This is a genomic window from Luteimonas wenzhouensis, assembly GCF_007859305.1.
Lineage (GTDB): Bacteria > Pseudomonadota > Gammaproteobacteria > Xanthomonadales > Xanthomonadaceae > Luteimonas > Luteimonas wenzhouensis.
This window is the reverse complement of the sequence record NZ_VOHE01000001.1, coordinates 302735-319354: the sequence shown is the minus strand read 5'-3', so window position 1 is coordinate 319354 and position 16620 is coordinate 302735. Positions and strand designations below refer to the sequence as shown.

Annotated in this window: 14 protein-coding genes; 4 read left to right on the top strand and 10 right to left on the bottom strand. The window is 71.9% G+C overall.

The window, feature by feature from the left end; all coding sequences use genetic code 11:
* Positions 1-99 precede the first annotated feature (99 nt).
* From FQY79_RS01425 to FQY79_RS01415, 3 genes are all read left to right on the top strand, one after another.
* On the top strand, positions 100-1644 hold the full coding sequence (locus FQY79_RS01425; RefSeq protein WP_146310064.1) for an oligosaccharide flippase family protein: 1545 nt from the start codon (positions 100-102) through the stop codon (positions 1642-1644).
* A 60-nt stretch (positions 1645-1704) separates the two neighbouring features.
* Positions 1705-2982: an O-antigen ligase family protein gene (locus tag FQY79_RS01420; RefSeq protein ID WP_246122965.1), complete on the top strand. Its 1278-nt coding sequence runs from the start codon at positions 1705-1707 to the stop codon at positions 2980-2982.
* Positions 2983-3070: 88 nt separating this feature from the next.
* Positions 3071-4297, top strand: coding sequence for a pyridoxal-dependent decarboxylase, exosortase A system-associated (locus FQY79_RS01415; RefSeq protein WP_146310062.1), 1227 nt, complete (start codon positions 3071-3073; stop codon positions 4295-4297).
* Positions 4298-4439: 142 nt separating this feature from the next.
* Here the strand turns inward: FQY79_RS01415 and FQY79_RS01410 are convergent, their stop codons facing one another.
* The 7 genes from FQY79_RS01410 to FQY79_RS01380 form a co-directional block, all read right to left on the bottom strand.
* Positions 4440-5294, bottom strand: a complete 855-nt coding sequence (locus tag FQY79_RS01410; RefSeq protein WP_146310060.1) for an acyltransferase — start codon at positions 5292-5294, stop codon at positions 4440-4442.
* Positions 5291-6595 carry a porin family protein gene (locus tag FQY79_RS01405; RefSeq protein ID WP_146310059.1) on the bottom strand — a complete coding sequence of 435 codons (1305 nt, stop codon included), beginning with the start codon at positions 6593-6595 and terminating at the stop codon, positions 5291-5293. The genes FQY79_RS01410 and FQY79_RS01405 overlap by 4 nt, the downstream gene beginning before the upstream one ends.
* Positions 6596-6611: 16 nt before the next feature.
* Positions 6612-7346: a P-loop NTPase family protein gene (locus tag FQY79_RS01400; protein WP_146310057.1), complete on the bottom strand. Its 735-nt coding sequence runs from the start codon at positions 7344-7346 to the stop codon at positions 6612-6614.
* 38 nt (positions 7347-7384) lie between these two features.
* Positions 7385-8968, bottom strand: coding sequence for an XrtA system polysaccharide chain length determinant (locus FQY79_RS01395; protein ID WP_146310056.1), 1584 nt, complete (start codon positions 8966-8968; stop codon positions 7385-7387).
* Complete coding sequence (locus tag FQY79_RS01390; protein ID WP_146310054.1) at positions 8968-9588, bottom strand: XrtA/PEP-CTERM system exopolysaccharide export protein; 621 nt, start codon at positions 9586-9588, stop codon at positions 8968-8970. Before FQY79_RS01390 ends, FQY79_RS01395 begins: the two co-directional genes overlap by 1 nt.
* Positions 9589-9680: 92 nt before the next feature.
* Positions 9681-10688, bottom strand: a complete 1008-nt coding sequence (locus FQY79_RS01385) for an NAD-dependent epimerase (protein ID WP_146310052.1) — start codon at positions 10686-10688, stop codon at positions 9681-9683.
* Between the two features lie 20 nt (positions 10689-10708).
* Positions 10709-11998: a nucleotide sugar dehydrogenase gene (locus FQY79_RS01380; RefSeq protein WP_146310050.1), complete on the bottom strand. Its 1290-nt coding sequence runs from the start codon at positions 11996-11998 to the stop codon at positions 10709-10711.
* 189 nt (positions 11999-12187) lie between these two features.
* On the opposite strand from FQY79_RS01380, the gene galE reads away from it, so the two are divergent.
* Positions 12188-13201, top strand: a complete 1014-nt coding sequence (gene galE / locus FQY79_RS01375; RefSeq protein ID WP_146310048.1) for a UDP-glucose 4-epimerase GalE — start codon at positions 12188-12190, stop codon at positions 13199-13201.
* Here the strand turns inward: galE and FQY79_RS01370 are convergent.
* Genes FQY79_RS01370 through FQY79_RS01360 form a run of 3 tightly spaced genes read right to left on the bottom strand, consistent with a single transcriptional unit; the run spans position 13189 to position 16619 of the window.
* Positions 13189-14043 (bottom strand): alpha/beta hydrolase family protein, encoded by an 855-nt coding sequence (locus FQY79_RS01370; RefSeq protein ID WP_146310046.1) that lies wholly within the window; start codon positions 14041-14043, stop codon positions 13189-13191. The two genes, galE and FQY79_RS01370, sit on opposite strands and share 13 nt — an antisense overlap.
* The gene (gene thiD / locus FQY79_RS01365) at positions 14040-14861 is read right to left on the bottom strand and encodes a bifunctional hydroxymethylpyrimidine kinase/phosphomethylpyrimidine kinase (protein ID WP_146310044.1); all 822 of its coding nucleotides are present in this window, start codon (positions 14859-14861) and stop codon (positions 14040-14042) included. The genes FQY79_RS01370 and thiD overlap by 4 nt, the downstream gene beginning before the upstream one ends.
* A gap of 48 nt (positions 14862-14909) precedes the next feature.
* Positions 14910-16619: a SulP family inorganic anion transporter gene (locus FQY79_RS01360; protein WP_146310042.1), complete on the bottom strand. Its 1710-nt coding sequence runs from the start codon at positions 16617-16619 to the stop codon at positions 14910-14912.
* Position 16620: the final 1 nt, after the last annotated feature.

Sequence of the window (16620 nt, the reverse complement as noted above, 5' to 3'; positions counted from 1 at the left end):
GGTGGCCGCAGGCGCGCGTGGATCTCGTTGTTGTGATCAGGCCGCGGTCGCGGGCGCTTGGCGCCAACGGGGGGCGGAGCCATCCAAACAGGGCGCTTCATGAGTCAGCAGTTCAGCGGTGCCGCGGCGATCCGCGCGGCGGTGATGATCATGGGATCGACCTACGTCACCTACGCGGTCGGCCTGCTGGTCAGCATCGTCATCGCGCGCCACCTGGGGCCGGACGATTTCGGGCGTTACGCCTACGTGGTGTGGATGGCGGGCATCCTGCTGGCAATCGCCAACAACGGCCTCACTTCCACCTCGATCCGCTTCGTGTCCGAATCGCTCGGGCGCAAGTCGCCCGACGCGGCGCGGCGGGTGCACGGCTGGCTGTTGCGGCGCCAGGTCGCGTGCATGGTGCTGGTGGCGCTCGGGTTCATCGTCGCCGCGCGCTGGCTGGCGCCCGACGGCTGGGAGGGGCCGCTGGCCTGGTTCGTGCTGGTGGCGCTGGCCGCGGGGCTGTCCAAGGCGGTCTACATCTTCGATGCCTCCATCGCCAAGGGCTACGGCCGCTTCGACGTCGAGGCGCGGGCCACGGTGGCGATGAGTTTCCTGAACCTGGTGCTGGTGCTGGTGCTGGTGGCGCTGCGCGCGCCGCTCATCGCCTACCTGTGCGCGTTCGTGCTGGTCAGCGCCGGGCACATGGCGATCTCGCGCACCATGCTGCGCAAGGGCGGCATGCGCGCGCGGATGGATCCGCCCGATCCGGCCCTCGAGGCCCAGGTGCGGCGCCACCTGCTGTGGACGGTGGTGCTGGTGCTGGCCTACACCTTCAGCCACATGTCGATCGAGACCTACCTCCTCAACGCCACCGTCGGCACCGCGGAGGTGGGCTTCTTCGCGATCGCGGCCGCGCTCAGCCGCGGTGGCGTGGACCTGCTGGCCTCGGGGTTGGTGACGGTGATGATGCCGGTCATGGCCCACGGGTTCGGCGAGGGCGGGACTGCGCGGGTGAACGAGATCATGGCCAACTGCCTGCGCTACTGCCTGTTCATGGGGCTGCTGCTGATCGGGGTCGGGGTGCTGGTCGCGCGCCCGGGCGTGCTGCTGATGTACGGCGAACAGTACGAGGCGGTCGTGTTCGCGCTGCGGGTGATGGTGGTGGTTGGCGGGCTGACCCTGGGCGAGGCCGCCTTCAACTCGCTGCTCTCGACCACCGACAACCAGCGCATGCGGGTGGTGTTCGCGGTGCTGTCGCTGGTGATCACCGCGGGCTTCGCGTTCGCGCTGGTGCCACGGTGGGGCCTGGCAGGCGCGATCGCGTCGCACGCCGCCTCGCGGCTGCTGGTCTTCGCGCTGGTCGCGGCATTGATCTCGCGGCGCCTGGCGCTGCGCATCCCATGGCGCGAATTCCTGCGGCTGGGCGGCTGCGCGCTGCTGGCTGGCGCGCTCGCGTGCGCGCTGGTGCTGGCGATGCCCGGGATGTGGACCGAACTGGTGGCGGGGGTCGTGTTCGCGCTGCTGTTCCTCGCCGCCACGGTCGTGTTCGACGCCTGGCGCGCGTCCGACGTGGCCCACCTGCTCGAGTTCCTGGAGCGCTATCCCGCGGTCCACGGACGCGTGTCCGGACCGCTGCGGCGCTGGGCCACGGGGCTGCAGTGATGGTCGCCATGTCCGTGCCGGCGTCGCGCCGGCCTGCCGGTCCGGGGAGGAGCTGAGGCCGTGCTCTTCGTCCTGATCATGGTCTACCTGCTGCTGGTGCTGATCCGGCCCCAGGAGTACCCGCAATGGCCGCTGGCCGGAGTGCCGCTGCTGCCGCTGGCGCTGGTGCTGGGGCTGGGGGTGTGGCTGCTCTCGCGCAACAAGCGCTTCGACGCGCCGCAGTACCTGCTGCTGCTGGCGTTCCTGGCGGTGACCTGCCTGTCGGTGCTGCTCACCGGCTGGAGCGGCGGGGCGCTGCAGCAGTTCAGCGAGTTCGCGGCGATCGTGGTCTCGTTCTTCCTGCTGGCCAATGCGCTCGACTCGCGCGAACGGGTGGTGGCGGCGATGGCGGTGTTCACGCTGTCGGCCTCGGTCCTGGCCCTGCACGGCGCCGGCCAGGCCGCGACCGGGGTCGGCTGGACCGGCGCCGAACTGGTGGGCGACGGCCGTATCCAGTACCTGGGCATCTTCAGCGATCCCAACGACCTGGGCATGCTGTTCGTGCTGTGCATGCCGATGGCCGCCTACCTGGGTTCGCGCGGCGGGCTGATGGGCCTGCGCCGGCTGTTCTGGTGGTCGCTGTGCCTGCTGCTGCTGTATGGCGTGTACCTGACCCATTCGCGCGGCGCGCTGCTGTCGGTGATCGCGATGATCGGGATCTGGGTGCTGGTGCGCCGGGGCGTGTTCGCGGCCGGGACCCTGGCCGGGGCCGCGCTGGTGGGCCTGCTGCTGATGCCCTCGCGGGTGAGCGAGATCGACGTCCAGGAAGAATCCGCGCTGGGGCGCGTGGAGGCCTGGTACGAGGGCCTGCTGATGTTCCAGTCGAGCCCGGTGTTCGGGGTCGGCACCGGCCGGTTCACCGAGTACCATTACCTCACCGCCCACAACTCGCTGGTCCTGGTACTGGCCGAGAACGGGATCGTCGGGCTCACCGTGTGGCTGGCCTTTGTGGGCTACTGCTTCTGGATGATGGTCCGGATCCTGCGCCACGACCCGGGCTACGTGGAGGGCGAGGAGGAGCAGGCGTGGGAGTGGTACGAGGACTGGCGCATCGCGCTGACGCTGCTGGCCTCGCTGGTCGGTTTCTTCACCGCGGCCTTCTTCCTCAGCCGCAGCTACGTGATCCTGCTGTACCTGCTGGCGGCGGTGGTGGTGGCCCACTTCTGCGGCGTGCGCGACCGCCATCCGCAGCTGCCCGCGCTGGAACTGCGCGAACACCTGGGGCGTTGGCCGGTCATCGGCGTGGCCACGGCGGCGGGGCTGTTCGTGGTGGTCAAGGTGCTGCTGGCCCTGGTCTGAGGGCCGGTCGCCGCCGCGCGCCGCGCGGCGGCATCGGTGTACAACCGCGGCGGCGCCCGGCGCCGTCGCCTGACGGAGTGGTGTGGACGTGAAAGCGGAGACGGGAGACCCCGCGGGGGCGTGGCAGCGCGATGCGGACGGCGAACTGCTGGTCGCAGGGCAACCACTGTCGCGGGTGGTGGCGGCGGTCGGCGGCACGCCGTGCTACCTGTATGACCGCGCCCGCGTCACCGCGCGCGTGCGCGGGCTGCGCGAGCGCTTGCCGTCCGGGGTGCAACTGCATTACGCGATGAAGGCCAACCCGATGCCGGCGCTGGTGTGCCACGTCGCCGGTCTCGTCGACGGACTGGACGTGGCCTCGGCCGGCGAACTGCGGGTCGCGCTCGACAGCGGAATGGCCCCGGAGCGCGTCAGTTTCGCCGGGCCCGGCAAGTCCGATGCCGAACTCGCGCAGGCGGTCGCCGCCGGGATCCTGGTCAACGTCGAGTCGTTCCGCGAGATCGGCGTGCTTGCGCGTGCCGGCGAACGCCTCGGCCTGAAGCCACGGGTCGCAGTGCGGGTGAACCTGCCGTTCGAGCTCAAGGCCTCGGGGATGAAGATGAGCGGCGGCGCGCGCCAGTTCGGCGTCGATGCCGAACTGGTGCCGGAGCTGCTGCGCGAGATCGCGGTCGCGGGCCTCGGTTTCGAAGGCTTCCACATGTTCGCCGGCTCGCAGAACCTGCGCCACGCCGCAATCGTCGAGGCCCAGCGCAGGTGCTACGAGCAGGCGCTGGAGTGGCAGGACCTGCTGCCGGCCCCGGTGCGCAGCCTCAACCTCGGCGGCGGTTTCGGCATCCCGTACACGCCGGGCGAGGCGGCGCTCGACCTCGGGCCCGTGATCGACAACCTGGGCGGACTGGCGCAGCGGCTGCCGTCCGACTGGCCGGGCGCGCACATCGTGATCGAACTCGGCCGCTACCTGGTGGGCGAGGCCGGGCTCTACGTCAGCCGGGTGGTCGACCGCAAGGTTTCGCGCGGGCAGGTGTTCCTTGTCGTCGATGGCGGCATGCACCACCATCTGGCGGCGACCGGCAACTTCGGCCAGGTGATCCGGCGCAACTACCCGGTCGCGATCAACCGCACCGACCTGGGCACCGAAACCGCGAGCGTGGTCGGCCCGCTGTGCACGCCGATGGACCTGCTGGCCGACCGCATGGAACTGCACCGGGCGGAGGCCGGCGACCTGGTGGTGGTCTTCCAGTCGGGCGCCTACGGCCGCAGCGCCAGCCCGCGCGGGTTCCTCAGCCATCCCGACGTGGCCGAAGCGCTGGTCTGAACCGGAAGCCAGACAGGCCCGAAGGAACCTGCCCCCGGACGCGGGGCATTCCTCGGCCTGCAGTCGGCGCCGGCGACCGGGCCGTGCAGGCCGGGCACACCGGCGCGACGTTCGGGGCTGGCGACGCGGTGGACGGCGTGGGTCAGGCCCCGGTGGCCTGGCTCCGCTTGCCCGGGGCGGCGGCGTCCGCGTCTGCCGCGGCCGGTGCCGGCCTGGCGCCGGCCGCGCGCAGCGTCGGCGGTGCCGGCGGCGCCAGGTGGGCCCGGCCGGGCGGCGGAACGAGGGTGCCGACGCGGCGCGCCGGGTTGCCGGCCACGATGGTGTAGGGCGCGACCGTCCCGGCCACCACCGAATGCGCCGACACGATGCTGCCTTCGCCGACCACGCTGCCGGGCAGGATCAGCACATTGGAGCCGATCCAGGCGTTGTCCTGGATCTCCACCGGCTTGACGTCGGATTCGTCGGGCGGGGCCCCCGCCGCGCGGCGCGCCGGATCGGCCGGATGGCCGCCCGAGTCGCGGATGGTGACGCCGCCGGCCAGCTCCACCCCCGCGCCGATCCGCACTTCCTTGCCGACCACGATCCGGCAGTCGTGGGCGATGTCGGTGCCGGCGCCGATCACCAGCCGCGGGCGGGCGGCGAATCGGGCGGCGAAGGCCACCGACAGCTTGCCGCTGACGTGGACCCCGTCGCCGACCTCCAGGTCGCCCTTGCCCTGGATCCAGGGCACGTAGATGCCGGTGGTGACGTTGCGGCCGAGCCGGGTGCAATAGGCCTTGAACAACGGTTCGGCGATAAACAGCCGGCGGAACCCGAACACCAGCGCGCGCAGTCCCAGGAACAGCCACAGGTAGGGTCGCACCACGAGCCGCGGCGCCGGCAGCGTGAACCCGCGCAGGCCGCCGCGCAAGCGCCTCGCCAGCGCCGCGGACGGGTGCGGCGAGGTGGCCAGCCAGTGCCGCAGCGAGGCGCGCGGCTTGTCCGTGGCCACGGTCATCGGTTGCGGTAGCTCAGGTTGAGATAGACGACGTTCTGGTCGAACTCGTCGACCCCGGCCAGGCTGGAGTCGCGCTGGTAGTGCGAGACGGTGAGGCTGCTGTGCCAGTGGCGGTTCCACGCCTTGTCGAGGCCGATCGTGTACAGCCGGTCGGTCTCGGTCCGGATCTCGGGCGCGCCGAACTCGATCCGGCTCACGCTGGCCGCCGTGCTGAACACCAGGTCGGGGCGCAGCCGGTAGCGCAGTCCGGCGGCGATGCCGCGGCCCTCCTCGTTGGCGCCGGCCTGGTCCACGTAGTCGAGCCGCTGCACGAAGCCGCCGAGCGAGGCGCTCAGGCGCACCCCGGTAAACTCGTAGCGCAGCGCCGCCGACCGTTCCCGGTACGCATAGGGGTTGATGGTCGAGGTGCCCGTGCCGACCGAACCGGGGATCCCGCCGCCCTCGCCGATGCGGTCGAGCGCGGCGGCGGCGGCGTCGGAGAACTGGTTCGCGAGCGCCAGCGACACCCGGCTGCGTTCGCTCCCGGCCCAGCCGAACTCCGCGCGCAGCAGGGGTTCGCTGCGGGTCTGGCCGTCGTCATAGTCGAGGTGGGCCCAGCCGGCGTCCACCTGCATGTCGAAGCGGCGCAGCCGGTGGGCGTATCCCACGAAGGCTTCGTAGCGGCGGTGGTCGCGGGCCACGAAGTCGTCGTCGAAGTCGACCTCCTGCGCACGCACGTTCCAGGACAGCTCGCGAGTCGGGTCGAGCGCGCGGACCATGGCCACCGAGGCCAGCAGCCGGTCGGAGTTGAACTGGTCGGTGACCTCGGCATTGCTGTTGATGTAGCGGAACTCCGCGATACCGCGCTGCGCCGGGCCCAGCCCGAAGTGCAGGTCGGGGCCGATCGCGAACACGTTCACCTGCTGCCGGTTGTCCGGCGAGCCGGGTGCGGTGCGGTCGATGGTCTCGACGCCGTAGGAATCCTCGGCCACCAGGGTCAGGCGCTCGGGCACCGCGTGCCAGGCCAGGCGGCCTTCCAGCATGCGGTCGGTCATGCTGCCGTAGGCGTCGCCATAGCGGCGATGGTCGGCCCGCCCGACCACGCTGGCGTGCAGGACCGAGGTTTCCTCCTCGAGCGCGAAGCCGAAGCCGGCGCGGGCGATCGTCTCCTCGACCTGGTCCTGGGCCGCGAGGGTCACGTTGTCGTCGCGTTCAACGCCGGCCTCGATGGTGTAGTCGATCCGGACCGCGTGCGCGGTCCCGGGAACGGTACCCACCATCGCGACGGCGAGCAGGGTCGTGCGGATGGGGCGGGTCTTCATGGGACTGTCCGTGGCGTCAGTGGATGTCGTTGAAGACGACGCCCGCCAGCTTCTCCGGGTCGAAGTTGGAGGCGGCCTTCTCGATCTGGTCGGTGGTCACGCGCCCGTAACCGGCCACCAGCACGACCAGGTCGGCGAGGTCGGACAGGATCCGCGCGTCCGGCGAGCGCAGCACCGGCGGGCTGTCCAGGACCACGTAGCGGTTGGAGTGGCTGCTGCGCAGCGAATCGATCAGGGTGCGCATGCGCAGCGACGAGAACGACTCGCCGGTGATCTCGCGCACGCTGCCGCCGGGCACCAGGTACAGGCGCGGCAGGCCGGTCCGGTAGTGCACCTGCTGCAGGTCGCTGGCGGTGCCTTCGATGTAGTCCATCAGCCCGCCGCCGGCCGCGTCCAGGCCGAGAGCCGTGTGCTGCGCGGGGTGCAGCGCGTCGCAGTCGACGAGGGTCGCGATCTTGGTCTCGTCGAAGGCGAAGGCCGCGGCCAGGTTGCGGGCCACGAAGCTGGCGCCGCAGCCGGCGGCGACCGGCGCCACCAGGGTCACGAAGTTGGTGTCGCCGCGCAGGGCCAGCAGGCGCGTGCGCAGGTCGCGGAACGCATCGGCCTGGACCCGTGCCGAATCGTTGCGGTGGATCAGGCGCCGCTCTTCGAGGGCGCGGGTGGTCAGTGCCTGCGGCTCCGTGGCGCGGACGATCGACCGCGACGTCGCGGGGCCGCGGGGCTCGGCCGCGTCGTCTGGGATTGCATTCATCTGGCTGTCCTGGCGGGAATCGAGTTGCATGCGGGCCCTCACGAGGTAGCGACCTTGAGGGCGAAGACCAGCGCGTAGACCACGAACACGCTGCAGACCATGGCCCCGCTCAGCACCAGCCGGAACGACTGCCGCCTGCGCTCGCCCGGGGTCGGGTAGGCCGGGATCACGGTCAGCAGCGGGTAGCCGGTGCGCTGCGGGATCTGGCGCGGCGAGCGCACCCTGGGGTCGAAGCGGGCCAGCAGCACCAGCAGCCCGATCGGCAGCCCGACCGCGAGCACCGCGCCCGCGGCGGCGATGTGCATGAAGCGCAGCCCGCTCGGCCGCAGCGGCATCGTCGCCGGATCCTGCACGCGCAGGGTCAGGCCGCGGTTTTCCTGGTCCAGGCCCATCGACACGCGCGCGTTCTCGCGCCGGCGCAGCAGGTCCTGGTAGATCTCGCGGTTCACTTCGTAGTCACGGGTCAGCTCGGCCAGCACGCTCTCGGACGCGGCGATGCGGCGGCTGCGGTCGAGCTCCTGGTCGAGCAGGGACTGGGCCACGCCCATGCGCGAACGGATTGCCGCCGCCTCGCGCCGTGCCTGCGCCAGCTGGCTGCGCAGCTCGTTGTACAGCGGGTTGAGCTGGGCGTCCTCGGACTGCAGGCCGCCGCCGCCCTGGGAGCGCCGCTGCTGCTCGGCGGCCAGCGCGCGCTGCACGTCCTCGATCTGGTGGCGCACCCGGACCACGTCGGGATGGCGCTCGGTGTAGGTCAGCATCAGCCGGTCGAGCTCGGCGCGCAGTTCGATCAGCTGGGTGTTGTAGAGGTTCTCGCGGGTGTGCGCGGCGGTCACCGCGGACTCGCCCGACAGCTGCGCCGCGATCGAGGCCTCCCGCGACTGCTGCTCGAGCAGCTCCATCCGCGCCTGCTCGACCTGGCTGCGCAGCGAGGTGATGCGGGCATTGACGTCCGCGGCGCTCCCCGGCTGGGCGTCGGCGTTGCGCGAGCGGTAATCCTGCAGGTTCCGCTCGGCTTCGGTCAGCTTGGCGTGGTACTCGTTGACCTGCTTGTCGATGAACTCGTAGGCCTCGCGGCTTTCCCGCGCCTTGGCCGCGAGGGTCTCCTCGATGAACAGGGTGCCGAAGGCGTCGGCGACGAGGAACGCGCGTTCCGGGTCGGTGTCGCGGTAGTCGATCTGCACCAGGTCGCCGCGCGGGATGCTGATGACGGTGTTGTTGCGGATGTCCTCCATCAGCTTGTCGCGCTGGATCGCGCTCATCTTCTGCTCGTCCCAGCCGCCGACCTCGATGATCCGGTCGAGCACGCGCTTGCTGTAGAGGATCTGGCGCGCCCGGCCGGCGCGGTCGGACACGCCGGTGGGCACGGCGCGGCCCTCGAGCAGCGGCTGGATGATGTCGCTGTCCTGGGCGAGGATCGTGATCGAGGAGGTGTAGTTGCGGGGGATGATCTGCAGCCCCACGAACAGCGTCAGCAGCATCACCGCGGCGAAGGTGGCCGCGATCGCGACCACCCGCTTGCGCGCCTCCTTGAACAGGATGACGAGCAGCTCGTCGGGCTGCGGGGCATCGACCTTGCGCGCCTGGAGCGGCGCGCGGGGCGCGGGGAGCGAAGTGGATGACATCAGAACGTGCGCTCCGGAACGGTGATGACGTCGCCCGGGGCGACGGAGTAATTGGTCGACAGGTCGCCGCGGTTCAGGATCCGGTCGAGCCGCACCGCGTAGGTGGTGGTGCTGGCGTCGTCGTTGCGGCGGAACAGGTCGGCGCGATCGGGCGCGGCGAACTCGGTCACGCCGCCGGCGGCCAGGACCGCGTCGAGCACGGTCATGCCCTGGCGGTAGGGGATCGACACCGGCTGGCGGACCGCGCCGGTCACGCGCACCCGCGACAGGTACTCGTGGCTGCGCAGCTGGGTGAGGATCACCGCCACCTGCGGGTCGCGCACGTAGGCGCCCAGCTTCTCCTGGATGTCGGCGGCGACCTCGTTGGGCGTGCGCCCGCCGGCGACCACGTCGCCGACCAGCGGCACCGAGATCTTGCCGTCGGGGCGCACCGGCACGGTGATGCCGAGTTCGGGGTTGCGCCAGACCGAGACCTGGACTTCGTCGTCGACCCCGATCAGGTAGTCGTCGACCAGGGTCGGGACCGGCGGCGGCGGGGCGGAGGACTGCCGCGCGCCGGTGGCGCAGGCGGCGAGGACGGACAGGAACAGGATGGCCGCGACGAGGCGGAGCGTGCGCATGGGTGGGTCCCCCGGGTGTGTTTCCGATACGCAGACAAACGCAGGAACGCCCCGGGCGCGGACATCGGCGGGCGAGTCCCCCGCGGGCGCGCTCAGATCCTGTGGTAGGCCCGGTACCAGTCCACGAAGTTGCGCACCCCGGTCTCGATCGGGGTGGACGGCCGGTAGCCGGTATCGCGCTCCAGGGCGCTGACGTCGGCGCAGGTGTCGGGCACGTCGCCCGGCTGCATCGGCAGCAGGTTGCGCTCGGCCTTGCGGCCCAGGCATTCCTCCAGCACCTCGATGTAGCGCAGCAGCTCGACCGGCTGGTGGTTGCCGATGTTGTAGACCCGCCACGGCGCGCTCGACGAGCCCGGATGGGGGGCCAGCGGGTCGTAGTCGGGGTCCGGGCCCGGGACCCGGTCCAGGGTCCGGACCACGCCCTCGACGATGTCGTCGATGTAGGTGAAGTCGCGCGTGTGCCGGCCGTGGTTGAACACGTCGATTGGCTTGCCCTCGAGGATGTTCCGGGTGAACAGGAACAGGGCCATGTCCGGCCGGCCCCAGGGGCCGTACACGGTGAAGAAGCGCAGGCCGGTGGTCGGCAGGCCGAACAGGTGGCTGTAGGTGTGCGCCATCAGCTCGTTGGCCTTCTTGGTCGCCGCGTACAGGCTCACCGGGTGGTCGACGCTGTCCTCGACCGCGAACGGCAGCTTGCGGTTGGCGCCGTAGACCGAGCTCGAGGAGGCGTACACCAGGTGCTCGACGCCGCCGTGGCGGCAGGCCTCGAGGATGTTGGTGAAGCCGACGATGTTGCTGTCGATGTAGGCGTGCGGGTTCTCCAGCGAATAGCGCACCCCGGCCTGCGCGGCCAGGTTCACCACCCGCTGCGGGCGGAAGTTGGCGAACGCGCGCTCGACCGTGCCCCGGTCCTCGAGCGACCCCTTGACGAAGGAGAACCCCGGCAGCGGCAGCAGCCGGTCCAGCCGCGCCTGCTTGAGCGCAGGGTCGTAGTAGTTGTTGAGGTTGTCGAAGCCGAGCACCTCGTCGCCGCGCGCGACCAGGCGCTGGCTGAGGTGGGAGCCGATGAAGCCGGCGGCGCCGGTGACGAGCACGCGCATGCGGGGAACTCCGTGGGGTGTCAGAGGCAGTCGTCGGCGCAGCCGCGGGGCAGGACGCGCTTGACGTCGAACACCACCGCGCCGGGCCGGCACAGGGCGCGCACGCCCTCGGCACCCATGGCCACGAACTCGCGGTGGGCGACCGCCAGGATGACCGCATCGTAGCTGCCGGGCGCCGGCTCGGCGACCGGCGAGATGCCGTACTCGTGCCGCGCCTGCGCCGGCGAGACCCAGGGATCGTGCACCTCGACCTCGACGCTGTAGCTGCGCAGTTCGTCGATGATGTCGGTCACCCGGGTGTTGCGCAGGTCCGGGCAGTTCTCCTTGAACGCCAGCCCCAGCACCAGCACCCGCGCCCCCGTGGTGCGCAGGCCGCGCTGCTGCATCAGCTTGACCACGCGCTGGGCCACGTGCGCGCCCATGCTGTCGTTGATCCGGCGCCCGGCCAGGATCACCTCCGGGTGGTAGCCGATCTGCTGCGCCTTGTGGGTGAGGTAGTAGGGGTCCACGCCGATGCAGTGGCCGCCGACCAGGCCGGGCCGGAACGGCAGGAAGTTCCACTTCGTGCCCGCGGCCTCGAGCACCTCGTGGGTGTCGATGCCTAGCCGGGCGAAGATCAGCGCCAGTTCGTTGATCAGGGCGATGTTGACGTCGCGCTGGGTGTTCTCGATCACCTTGGCCGCCTCGGCCACGCGGATGCTCGAGGCCTTGTGGGTGCCGGCGGTGACCACGCTGGCGTACAGTGCGTCGATGAAGTAGGCGGCCTCGGGGGTGGAGCCGGAGGTCACCTTGAGGATGTTCTCCAGCCGGTGCTCCTTGTCGCCCGGGTTGATGCGCTCGGGGCTGTAGCCGGCGTAGAAGTCCTCGTTGTAGCGCAGGCCGGACTCGCGCTCGATGATCGGCACGCAGACTTCCTCGGTCGCGCCGGGGTACACGGTCGACTCGAAGATCGCGACCCCGCCGCGGGCGATGGCCGCGCCGACGGTGCGGCTGGCCGATTCGAGCGGGCGCAGGTCGGGGCGCTTGAACTCGTCGATCGGGGTGGGCACGGTCACGATGAACACGTCGCAGCCGGCCAGGTCGGCCGGGTCGCTGGTGCACTGGAGGTGGACCGAGGCGCGCAGTTCCTCCTCGTCCATCTCCAGGGTGTGGTCGTGGTGGCGGCGCAGCTGCTCGATCCGGGTGGCATCGATGTCGAAGCCGACCGTCGGGTAGCGGCGGCCGAAGGCGGCAGCGAGCGGCAGGCCGACGTAGCCCAGCCCGATGACGGCGATGCGGATGTCGTTGCGGTCGGGGAGGGGTGCGGTCATCCGGGGTCCGGAAGTGGGTGGCGGGCCAAGTCTAGCGGACCGGCCCCGGCCATCCGGCCGCGGATTCCCCGATCCCTGCGTGTGACCTTGCACAACGCAGGATGCGGCCGCGACAGGCCAGCGCGCGCCGCCGCGACGGCCGCCTCCCGGCATGGCGATAATGGGCGCGACCCAGCAAGGACCCTTCGCATGCGCATCCTGGTGTTCGGCGGCGCCGGCTACATCGGCAGCCATACCTGCGTGGAACTGGCCGCCCGCGGCCACGACCTGGTCGTGGCCGACAACCTGTGCAACAGCTCGCCGGCGGTGCTCGAGCGGCTCGAGCGGATCACCGGCAAGTCGCTGCCCTTCCACGAGGTGGACCTGCGCGACCGCGCGGCCACCGCCGCGCTGCTGGCGGGCGGCGGTTTCGACGCGGTGCTGCACTTCGCCGCGCTCAAAGCCGTGGGCGAATCCTGCGAGCGGCCGCTGGACTACTTCGACAACAACATCACCGGCACCCTCAACCTGCTGCGGGCGATGCAGGAGGCGGGCACGCAGCGGCTGGTGTTCAGTTCGTCGGCCACCGTCTACGGCGACCCCGACCGGGTGCCGGTGACCGAGGACGCGCCGCTGCGCGTCACCAACCCCTATGGCCGCACCAAGCTGGTGATGGAGCAGCTCATCGCCGACCTGTGCGCCGCCGACCCCGGCTTCCAGGCCGCGGTGCTGCGCTACTTCAACCCGGTCGGGGCGCACGCTTCGGGCCTGATCGGCGAGGACCCGGCCGGTGTTCCCAACAACCTGATGCCCTACATCTGCCAGGTCGCGGTGGGCCGGCGGGAGCGCCTGCGCATCTTCGGCGGCGACTGGCCCACGGTCGACGGCACCGGCGTGCGCGACTACATCCACGTGGTCGACCTGGCCCGTGCCCACGCCGATGCGCTCGACGCGCTGGAACGCACCGGCCGCGGCTTCACCGTCAACCTCGGCACCGGCGCGGGGGTCAGCGTGCTGCAGCTGGTGCGCGCCTTCGAGCGCGCCTCGGGGCGCGAGGTGCCGTACGAAATCGTCGGCCGCCGGGACGGCGACGTGGCCGAGGTGTACGCCGATCCCTCGCGCGCGCAGGCGCTGCTGGGCTGGAAGGCCGCGCTGGACGTCGACGCGATGTGCCGCGACGCCTGGCGCTGGCAGCAGATGAATCCGCGCGGCTACGCCGGCTGAGCCGCCAACCAGCCGGCGACCGCGCCGGGGGTCTTCATCCAGGCGTAGTGGTCGGCGCGCGCGCCCAGGCGCCGGTCGTCGAAGCAGGCGACCTCGGCCTTCGGCCGGCCCAGCTTGCCGAGCAGGAAGTCGAGCGAGCCGCGCGGGGCGAGCCAGTCGCGCGCGAGCACCACCGCGCGCACCGGATGGGCCAGAAGCCCCAGGTCCGCGTCCAGGTCCCGCGCCAGCCCGGTAGCGGCGTAGCGGCCGCTGATCGCAGTCCGCGCCCAGTCGGCGATGACGCCCGCCGCCTCGTTGCCACCGAAGCCGATCCGCCGCCCCGGCAGGTGTCCGTGCATCCGCGCCAGCCACGGCAGGAAGCGGTAGGCGAAGGGCAACCAGGCCCGCGTGGGCATCGGGAAAGTACGCCAGTAGGGCGCGCCGCTGGCCACCAGCCACAGCGCGTCCGCCGTGCCTGGCGCCAGCGCCAGGCGGCAGCAGGCGAGCTGGCCACCCAGGCTGTGGCCGCCGAGCACGAGGGGCGTGGCCGATGGCAGCAGGCGGTCCATCTCGGCCTGGCTGGCGGGGATGTCCTGTACCAGCAGTTCGCGGTAGCCCCAGTCACTGCCGCGCCGGGCGCGCAGGCTGCTCGAGCCGTTGCCGCGCCATTCGTGCAGGAATACCGCGACGCCGTGCCCGGCCAGGGCATCTGCGAAGGGCAGGTAATGGCGCGCGGCCACGCCCAGCGCCGGCAGCCACAGCAGCGCCTGGCGCGGTGCCGGCGGGATGCGCGCGAACAGGGTCCAGCGGTGGTCGTCGCGGGCGCGGACCGGCCGCTCCAGGAGCGGCGGCGCCCCGGTCATCGGGCGGCGGCCCCGAAGTGGTCCAGCACCAGGATCGGGCCGCGGCCCGGCCGGATGCCGCCACGCAGCGCGCGGCCGACGTAGTCCACGGCGTCGGCCACCGCCACCGGCATCGCCTTCCCCAGGCACAGGCCCGCCGCCACGGCGGCGGCCAGGGTGCAGCCGGTGCCGTGGCCCTCCAGGTCCAGGCGCGGATGGCGCAGGGTGGCCTGGCCCGCGCCGTCGGCGTAGCGGTCCACCACCTCTCCGCCCTCGTCCAGGTGCCCGCCCTTGAGCAGCACCGCGCCGCCGCCCATCGCGCGCAGCGCCTCGAGCGCGCGTTCGGCCGCGGCGGCGTCGCCGATGCGCATGCCGGTGAGCAGTTCGGCCTCGGGGATGTTCGGCGTCAGCAGGTGGGCGCGCGGGACCAGCCGCGTACGCAGCGCCTCCAGCGCCTCGTCCTCGAGCAGCTTCGCGCCGGAGGTGGCCACCATCACCGGATCGAGCACCACGTAGGCCGGCGCATGCGCCTCGAGCGCGTCGGCCACTGCGTGGATCACGTCGGTGCTGGCCAGCATGCCCAGCTTCACCGCGCCGACCCGGAAGTCGTCGAAGCAGGCGTCGATCTGGGCGCGCAGGAAGCCGGCCGGAGGCACGTGCACCGCGGTCACGCCGCGGGTGTGCTGGGCGGTGAGGGCGGTGATCGCGCACAGCCCGTGCACGCCGTGCGCGGCGAAGGTGCGCAGGTCGGCCTGGATGCCGGCGCCGCCGCCGGAGTCGGAGCCGGCGATGGTCAGCGCGGAGGCGGGGGAAGGGGAGGGGGTAGCCGCTGGATCCATGGCGCCATTGTGCCGCGCCGCGCGCCGCGCGTGGAGGCGCGCGGCGCCTCAGCGCGCCGCGTCGCGCGGCCGCTCGGCCAGCAGGGCGCGGGCCTTGGCCAGCGCCGGTTCGAAGGAAGAGGCGAAATACACCTCGCCCGGCGCCTTTTCCAGGCGCATGCCCGCGATCACCCGGTTCGGCTGCGCCTGCAGGCCGGAGATGATCAGCGCGATGCCCTTGCGGTGGCAGCGCGCGGCCAGCGAACGCAGTGCGTGCACGCCGCTGGCGTCGATCACCGGCACCTGGCGCATGCGCAGGATCAGCACCCGCGGCTTCTGCGGCAGGCCGTCAAGCAGGTTGCCGATCCGGTCGGCCACGCCGAAGAACAGCGGGCCGCCGATGCGGTAGACCTCCACCCCGTCGGGCAGGTGGGCGCGCTGGGCGAAGCCTTCCTCGCCGGCGGCTTCGTCGTCCGGCGGCACCTCGGCTTCGGTGCGCATCTCCACCGCGTCCGCCATCCGCACCATGAACACCAGGGCAGCCAGGACCACGCCGACCTGGATCGCGACGGTGAGGTCGAACAGCACCGTCAGGAAGAAGGTCGCCAGCAGCACGATGCGGTCGCCCCAGGGCGCCGACAGCGTGTTGCGGAACTGCTCCACCTCGGCCATGTTCCAGGCCACCACCAGCAGCACCGCGGCCAGCGCCGCCAGCGGCACGTAGCGCATCAGCGGCGCGAGCAGCAGCATGAACAGCAGCAGGAAGCCGGCGTGGAGCATGCCGGCCACCGGGGTGCGCCCGCCGGCGCGCACGTTGGTGGCGGTGCGTGCCAGCGCACCGGTCGCGGGCAGGCCGCCGATCAGCGCCGAGCCGACATTGGCCACGCCCTGTGCGACCAGTTCGGCGTTGGAACGATGGCGCCCGCCGGTCATGCCATCGGCGACCACCGCCGACAGCAGCGACTCCACCCCGGCCAGGAACGCGATGGTGAAGGCGCTGGGCAGCAGTTCGTGGGTGCGCTCGAACGGGATCCGCGGGAGCTGGAACTGCGGCAGGGTGGCCGGCAGGTCGCCGAAGCGGCTGCCGATGGTCTCGGCCGGCAGCGCCAGCGCGCCGGCGGCCACGGTGCACACGGCCAGCGCGATCAGGAACCCCGGCCAGGACGGACGCCAGCGCCGCAGGCCCAGGATCATCGCCAGCCCCAGCACGGTCAGCACGAGCGCGGCCGGCTCCAGGGTGCCGGCGTGCGCGGCATAAGCCTGCCACCGCGCCACGAACTCCGCCGGCACCTCGCCCATCTCCAGCCCAAGGGCGTCCTTGACCTGGCTGGAGAAGATGCTCACGGCGATGCCCGCGGTGAAGCCGGTGATCACCGGCTGCGGCATGTACCGCATCAGCGTGCCCAGGCGCAGCAGACCGGCGGCGACCAGCATCAGGCCCGCCATCAGCGTGGACAGGATCAGGCCGCCCATCCCGTGCTGCTGGATGACCACGAACACGACCGGGATGAACGCGGCGGTGGGCCCGCCGATCTGGACCCGCGATCCGCCCAGCGCCGAGATCAGGAAACCGGCGACGATCGCGGTGTGCAGGCCCACGGCGGGCGTGGTACCCGACGCGATCGCCAGCGCCATCGCCAGCGGCAGGGCGACGATCGCCACGGTGAGGCCGGCCACGGCGTCCGCGCGCAGCGCCGCCAGTCCGTAGCCCTCGCGCATGACGGTGAGCAGCTTGGGCTCGAACTGGCGCAGGTAGCGGGGGAGGTCGAACCGCGACATC

Bases quoted from the DNA above. Each gene is read 5' to 3' on its own strand.
- FQY79_RS01395 (WP_146310056.1), bottom strand. From the start codon at position 8,968: ATGTCATCCACTTCGCTCCCCGCGCCCCGCGCGCCGCTCCAGGCGCGC.
- FQY79_RS01360 (WP_146310042.1), bottom strand. From the start codon at position 16,619: ATGTCGCGGTTCGACCTCCCCCGCTACCTGCGCCAGTTCGAGCCCAAG.
- galE (WP_146310048.1), top strand. From the start codon at position 12,188: ATGCGCATCCTGGTGTTCGGCGGCGCCGGCTACATCGGCAGCCATACC.
- thiD (WP_146310044.1), bottom strand. From the start codon at position 14,861: ATGGATCCAGCGGCTACCCCCTCCCCTTCCCCCGCCTCCGCGCTGACC.
- FQY79_RS01405 (WP_146310059.1), bottom strand. From the start codon at position 6,595: ATGAAGACCCGCCCCATCCGCACGACCCTGCTCGCCGTCGCGATGGTG.
- FQY79_RS01410 (WP_146310060.1), bottom strand. From the start codon at position 5,294: ATGACCGTGGCCACGGACAAGCCGCGCGCCTCGCTGCGGCACTGGCTG.
- FQY79_RS01400 (WP_146310057.1), bottom strand. From the start codon at position 7,346: ATGAATGCAATCCCAGACGACGCGGCCGAGCCCCGCGGCCCCGCGACG.
- FQY79_RS01385 (WP_146310052.1), bottom strand. From the start codon at position 10,688: ATGCGCGTGCTCGTCACCGGCGCCGCCGGCTTCATCGGCTCCCACCTC.
- FQY79_RS01425 (WP_146310064.1), top strand. From the start codon at position 100: ATGAGTCAGCAGTTCAGCGGTGCCGCGGCGATCCGCGCGGCGGTGATG.
- FQY79_RS01390 (WP_146310054.1), bottom strand. From the start codon at position 9,588: ATGCGCACGCTCCGCCTCGTCGCGGCCATCCTGTTCCTGTCCGTCCTC.
- FQY79_RS01370 (WP_146310046.1), bottom strand. From the start codon at position 14,043: ATGACCGGGGCGCCGCCGCTCCTGGAGCGGCCGGTCCGCGCCCGCGAC.
- FQY79_RS01380 (WP_146310050.1), bottom strand. From the start codon at position 11,998: ATGACCGCACCCCTCCCCGACCGCAACGACATCCGCATCGCCGTCATC.